Here is a 5,841-nt window from a genome sequence, read left to right on the forward strand (position 1 = left end):
GCCCATTTCTTTCGGGTCGAGCCCCGCGATGGCGCTGGCGCCCCACCTCTTCCGTTCGGGAGAGGTCGAGTCCGCGGCACGCGGACCGGGTGAGGGGTTCAGGTCTTTCCGGAGAGGCCGCCCCGTCTCCCGTTCGGGAGAGGGCCCCTGCCCTCAGGCGCTGCGGCGGCGCTCCTGCGTGCCGAACCGGGCCTCGATCGCGGCGGTGAGGCGGTCCACCATCACCTCGATCGGGACGTCGGAGGTGTCGACCACCGTCGAGGCGCGGGCGTAGAGCGGCTCGCGGCTCGCCAGCACCGCGCGCAGCTCCTGCATGGCGGTGGCGTGGTCGCCTGTCGGCGCCAGGTTGTCCTGGTCGCGCACCCGCTGCATGTGCTCCTCAGGCCGCGCCCGGAGCCACACCGTGAAGAAGGCCTGCAGCAGCAGGTCGTAGGTCAGCGGCTCGGCCACGATGCCGCCGCTGGTGGCCAGGATCAGCGGGCCCGGATGCTCGGTGAGGCGGCGCAGGGCCGCCTGCTCCAGGCGGCGGTAGCCCTCCTGCCCGTAGATCGCGAAGATCTCCTTCACCGAGAGGGCGTTCTCACGCTCGATCTCGGCGTTGAGCTCCACGAAGGTCCAGCCGAGCCGCTCGGCGGTGAGCCGGCCGAGGGTCGACTTGCCCGCCCCGCGCAGGCCGATCACCGCCACGCGCGGCTTCGGCACGGTGCCGTCCGCGAGCTGGTTTCCCGCGAGCAACGCCTTGGCGGCGGCGATCTGCTCGGGCGCGGCCTGGGCGACGAGGTCGCGCATCACCTGCCAGTCCGGCGTGAGGTCCTGGCCGGCGATCAGGTCGTCGAGGCGTACCCCCATCGCGTTGGCCACCCGCCGCAGCAGGATGATCGAGACGTTGCCCTGGCCGCCCTCGAGCTGGGCGATGTAGCGCTCGGAGAGGCCGGAGGTCTGCGAGAGGAGCTTGCGCGACAGCCCGCGGACCGTGCGCGCGTGGCGCACCCGCCGACCGAGTTCGGTCAGGAAGAGTGCTTCTTGTTCCGCCGCGCCGGACATCGGGTCGCTCATAATCCCATTCTCGCAAGCAAGGTCGGTGCCCCGCGAGCGTGTTCATACTGGAGCCGCGCGCCCTCGTCTCCACGGACGCGGAACACGGCAGCATTGTGCGGCATCCTGTGGATGGACGCCCGCGGATGATCGGTCTTCGGAAGGAAAATTCCGCTACTCCCCCGCCGGCAATGCCATCGATGACCTGCCGACGCTCGTTGCGGGCGCGATTCACCGGCCCGTCCGGCCCGTGAGATCGTTGCCCGCGCCGGGACCGATGTGTTGACGCCGGGCGCCCCGATCAAGCGGTGCCGCGGATTTAAGCCGCGCCCCTACTGCCCGGCGGGCAGCGCCGAGGCTTCGAGCACCGGGGTCTCGGCGGCCGGCGCCTTGCGGGCCGGCGGCCGGGCGACGGCGGCGAGGAGCTGGGCCGAGGGCCGGCGCGGCGGCAGGGGCACCTCGATCGTCTCGGCGGCGGCCGCCTGCTGGGGGCCCGCCTGCTGGGGGCCCGCCTGCTGAGGGGCCGCCTGGGGCGCGCCCGCCGGCGGGGCGGCGTGAGCGGCCACCGAGAGGGCGCCGAGATCGGGGGCGGCGAGGCTCGCGGCGGCGAGGCTCGCGAGCGCGGCGGGCCGGCGCGGCGGCAGGGGCACCTCGACCGCCGCCGGCCCGGCGGCAGCCGTCTGGGCCACGGCCGCCGGGGCCGCGCCGGCGAGGCCGGCCGCGGGGTCGAGGCTCGCCACCTGCACGATCTCGCCGCCGAGGGAGGCCGGCCGCCGGGGCGGCAGGGGCACCTCGACCGCCTCGGCGACCGCCGCCTGCGGGGCGGCGTAGGCCAGGGCCTGGCCGGTCCCCGCGCTCGCGTCGGAGGGGCGCAGGCCGAACAGGTTGGCGAAGGCGCCCGCCGACGCCGCGGGTGCCGGCAGGGACGGCGTCTCGTCGATTACCTCGCTGGAGATGCCCTGGCGCTTGGCCGCGTAATAGTAGCCGCGGTTGTAGTAGTGGTAGGCGCGGGCGAGATCGCCCTTGGCGGTGCGGTAGGCGCCCGCGAGGTAGGCCACCCCGTAGCGCAGGTTGACCTTCGGGTCGTAGAGGCCGCTCGCCTCGCCCTTGTAGCCGAGGCCGCGGGCGGTGGCGTGCTTGATCTGCATCAGGCCGAGCGCCGAGCCGCCCTTCGCGTTCGGATTGTAGTTGCTCTCCCGCTTCACGACCTGGTGCACGAAGCTCGCGGGCAGCCCGTTCGCCCGGGCCTGCTCCTCGATCAGGGCGTCGATGTTGTCCCGCGCCATCTGCTGCGCGAGCGCGGGTGCCGGCGCGGCCGCGAGGCATGCGGCGAGGAGCAGGAGACGCTGGTTCATGCGCGAGACCCGGTTCGCTTGTTCTTCACGGCCTAGGTCGAGGCGAATTGAGGCCGGAAAGCGGCTTCCGCGCGGTCGCCTGTGGGCGGCGTGGCCGTTCCGGGGCCGCTGTGCCTCCCGAGACACAGGCGTCGGAGGCGCCGGACGCGGGCGGCGTCAGGCCGGGAGGAGGCGATCCAGGGCGCGGGCGACGCCGTCCGCGTCGTTGCCCTCCGTGACGAGGGCCGCCTTCGCCTTCAGGGCGTCGTCGGCGTTGCCCATCGCGATCGAGAGGCCGCTGCGGGCGAACATCGCCGCGTCGTTGCCGGCGTCGCCGAACGTCGCGATGCGGGCGGCCGGGATGCCGAGGCGGTCGGCCATCCAGTCGACGAAGCGGCCCTTGTCGAGGCCGGGCGGCGTCACGTCGAGATAGTAGGCCTGCGAGCGGTGGACGCTCGCCCGCGCCCCGAGGGCCGCCGCGACCTCGGCCTCGCAGGCGGCGAGATGGCCTGCGTCCGGGCTGACGCCGACGATCTTGGAGGCCGCCGCGAGGAGCGGCCCGAGATCGGCGACGACCCTCGGCTCGGCCTGGAGGGTGCGCCGCTCGAGGTCCGTGTAGGGCGCCTCCGGGTCGCGCAGGCACCACGCGCCGTCGGCGAACACCCAGACGTCGAGGCCGGCGGCGGCGAGCCGACCGGCCGCCTCCCGCGCGGCCTCCTCCGGGATCAGGGTCTCGCTGATCACGCCGAGGTCCGGCCCGACGATGCTCGCCCCGTTGAAGGCGGCCATCGGCAGGCGCAGGGACAGAGCCGCGGCAAGCGGCGCGAGCCCGACCGGAGGGCGGCTCGAGGCGATCGTGAAGCCGATTCCGGCCTCGCCGAGGCGGCGCACCGCCGCGACCGTGGCCGGGCTCAGCCGCTTGTCGGTGGTCACCAGGGTGCCGTCGACGTCCGAGATCACGAGGGCGATCCCGCGGCCGCTCCATCGAGCCCTCCATGCGGCGGCGTCAAGGTCCGGGCTCCGCGTCATCGCGCCCTCCCCTGTCCTTCGAGTTCGAGGCGCGCGAGCACCGCCTCGGCGATCGCGTCCGGCGGGTCGTCGATGCCGACGACGATCGGGTTCTCGTCGCGCGCGGGCGGCTCGAGCGCCGCGAACTGGCTGTCGAGCAGGAGGGCCGGCATGAAATGGCCCCGCCGCTGCGCGATCCGCTCGGCGATCAGGGCGCGGCTCCCGTCGAGATGCACGATGCGGACCTCCGGCCGGCCGGCGACGAGGATGTCGCGGTGGGCCCGGCCCAGGGCCGAGCAGGCGACGATTCCGGTCTCGCCCGAAGCGAGGCGCCCCGCGATCCAGCCCGCCACCGCCCGCAGCCAGGGCGCCCGGTCGGCCTCGTCGAGGGCGTGGCCGGCGCGCATCTTGGCCACGTGCTCCGGCGTGTGGAAGTCGTCCCCGTCCGCGAAGGTCCAGCCGAGGCGCTCGGCGAGGCAGGCCGCCACCGTGCTCTTGCCGGACCCTGAGACGCCCATCACCACGAGGATGCGCGGCGCGGGTGGAGGAGCCGGGTTCGGGGCCAAGGCGTGCATCCGGATTCGTGGCGGGCACGCCTGTCATAGGGCGGGACGGGGCCGCCGTCCCGTATTGGGCCGCCGGGGTGTCAGCCGGCCGCGGCGAGCGGGGCGGGGTCGGGGCCGATGATCGGCGCCAGAACGCGCTCGCGCAGGCGCTGGGGGCCGAGGACCATGGCGAAGTAGTCGTAGGCGCCGCGCCGGTCGTTGGCGAGCAGGAACTGGAAGTGCATCCGGAAGGGCCGGTTCCGGACCCGCGCGTAGGTCTCGGGGCTGAGGACGTCGCGGAAGCGGGCCGAGCGGATCAGCGGGTTCGCCACGGGCTGCCCGCACAGGCCGAGGGCGAGGTGGCGCACGGGGTTGAAGCCGGGGAAGTTCATCCAGTCCTGCGGCGCCTGGAAGTCGCACCAGACGAGGTGACGCTGCGTGACGAGGCTCGCCACGTCCGCCCGCAGGCGGCGGGCGCGCGGCTGCATCGCCACGAGCGGCAGGCCCGAGCCGAGGGTGACGAGGGAGAGAGCCGGCCCCTGCGCGCCGAGGCCGGGCTCGCGGGCGAGCGCGCGGGCCGCCACCTCGACGGCCGTCAGCGCGCCCGAGGAGTGGCCGACGATCATCACCTCGTCGACCCGCTCGCCGGCGGCCGCGCGCGCCCCGAGCCGGGCCAGAACGTGCCCGGCGAAGGCGTCGAGGCGCCGCTCGTAGTCGGGCCGCCAGCCCTGGCCGTGCTGCCAGTTGAAGACCCAGTCGTTGAGGAGCTGCCAGAAGAAGATCCGGTTCAGGAACGCCTCGATGCCCTTGATCCAGGCGATGCCCGCCGCGACGCCGAGCGGCAGCGAGAGGTAGATCGGCAAGCCCATGCTGTGGCCGAACCAGTCGCCGAGATGGGCGTGGACCATGGTCCCGAGGAAGACCGACAGCAGGGTCAGCAGCACCACCATCGCGAAGGGGTAGACGATGACGTTCCCGTACTTCCAGTTCAGCCGGTAGAAGCGGAACAGGAGGCCCGCCGCGAGCGCGTGCAGCGTGCCCGCCAGGAGGAGCGCCACGCTGACGAGGCGGGAGCGGCGGAAGTCCCGCACCACGATGTCGTCCCACAGGAGCACGTCGTAGGCGGTCTCGGCGCCCGGCGCCCCGGCGGGTGCGGCCACCGTCCAGCTCTGCGCGAGCCCGTCCGGGCTGATCTGCGGCTCCGAGACCGCGCGGCGCTCCTCGCCGAAGCGGCGCGTGTGCCGGTTCAGCTCGCGCACGAACAGGTGCCGGTAGCGGGTGCGCGCCTCCGGGTCGTAGCCCGGGATGTAGAAGACGTGCCGGCGGCGGACGGGTTCGGGACAAGGTCCCTGAAGGTGGGGCGGCGTGAAGCTCAGCGATGGGTTCATCAGACGAAATGCCCGCGGCACGGATTATAGTCTTGCTTGAGCCGCTCGGCCCCCCGAATGCTGTTTAGAGGACACGCTTTTAAATTGCATCACCGTCGCCGCCTCCGGCGCGGGATCGGGCCCGGGCTGCTGTTTCGCGGCAACGCCCGGCCGATCGGGCGCCGGGTTGTGGGGAGCGGGGACGGGCGGGGTCGTCCGGCCGGACGCGCCGGGACTGTGACCCACCCGCCACGGACAGGGGGGCGGGTTTGGGCTAGGGGTCGTGGGATCCGGCGCTCCCGCCGGTCCGATCCGCGTGCCGGCATACCGGGGCGCGGTCGGGCCGCGGGGGAGCGGGTTCCGGGGAGGCGCCCGCGCGGCTTTCCGGCAAGACCTTGCGTCAGAACCAAGAACTTGCGTCAGAACAAGGAGCTGAGCGGACTTGCGTTGGCCTGCTGACCCGAGTCCCTTCAGGGAAACCCACAGGCGAACCCGGATGCGCGTCCTCCCCCTTCTCCTGTGCACCGCCCTCGCGGTGTCGGGCTGCTCGGT

At 73.8% G+C, this 5,841-nt stretch carries 5 protein-coding genes; all 5 read right to left on the reverse strand.

The features are described 5' to 3' along the window. Positions 1 to 153: 153 nt before the first annotated feature. Complete coding sequence (locus MOX02_RS28990; protein ID WP_147029252.1) at positions 154 to 1,044, reverse strand: helix-turn-helix transcriptional regulator; 891 nt, start codon at positions 1,042 to 1,044, stop codon at positions 154 to 156. Between the two features lie 323 nt (positions 1,045 to 1,367). Continuing rightward, the gene (locus tag MOX02_RS28995; RefSeq protein WP_147029248.1) at positions 1,368 to 2,390 is read right to left on the reverse strand and encodes a transglycosylase SLT domain-containing protein; all 1,023 of its coding nucleotides are present in this window, start codon (positions 2,388 to 2,390) and stop codon (positions 1,368 to 1,370) included. A gap of 156 nt (positions 2,391 to 2,546) precedes the next feature. Next, positions 2,547 to 3,398, reverse strand: coding sequence for a Cof-type HAD-IIB family hydrolase (locus tag MOX02_RS29000; RefSeq protein ID WP_147029249.1), 852 nt, complete (start codon positions 3,396 to 3,398; stop codon positions 2,547 to 2,549). Further along, on the reverse strand, positions 3,395 to 3,952 hold the full coding sequence (locus MOX02_RS29005; protein WP_147029250.1) for a gluconokinase: 558 nt from the start codon (positions 3,950 to 3,952) through the stop codon (positions 3,395 to 3,397). Before MOX02_RS29005 ends, MOX02_RS29000 begins: the two co-directional genes overlap by 4 nt. 71 nt (positions 3,953 to 4,023) lie before the next feature. Then, positions 4,024 to 5,310 (reverse strand): alpha/beta hydrolase, encoded by a 1,287-nt coding sequence (locus tag MOX02_RS29010; RefSeq protein WP_147029251.1) that lies wholly within the window; start codon positions 5,308 to 5,310, stop codon positions 4,024 to 4,026. Positions 5,311 to 5,841 lie beyond the last annotated feature (531 nt).

It is taken from the genome of Methylobacterium oxalidis, from assembly GCF_007992195.1.
Taxonomy (GTDB): domain Bacteria; phylum Pseudomonadota; class Alphaproteobacteria; order Rhizobiales; family Beijerinckiaceae; genus Methylobacterium; species Methylobacterium oxalidis.

Bases quoted from the DNA above. Each gene is read 5' to 3' on its own strand.
- MOX02_RS28990 (WP_147029252.1), bottom strand. From the start codon at position 1,044: ATGTCCGGCGCGGCGGAACAAGAAGCACTCTTCCTGACCGAACTCGGT.
- MOX02_RS28995 (WP_147029248.1), bottom strand. From the start codon at position 2,390: ATGAACCAGCGTCTCCTGCTCCTCGCCGCATGCCTCGCGGCCGCGCCG.
- MOX02_RS29000 (WP_147029249.1), bottom strand. From the start codon at position 3,398: ATGACGCGGAGCCCGGACCTTGACGCCGCCGCATGGAGGGCTCGATGG.
- MOX02_RS29005 (WP_147029250.1), bottom strand. From the start codon at position 3,952: ATGCACGCCTTGGCCCCGAACCCGGCTCCTCCACCCGCGCCGCGCATC.
- MOX02_RS29010 (WP_147029251.1), bottom strand. From the start codon at position 5,310: ATGAACCCATCGCTGAGCTTCACGCCGCCCCACCTTCAGGGACCTTGT.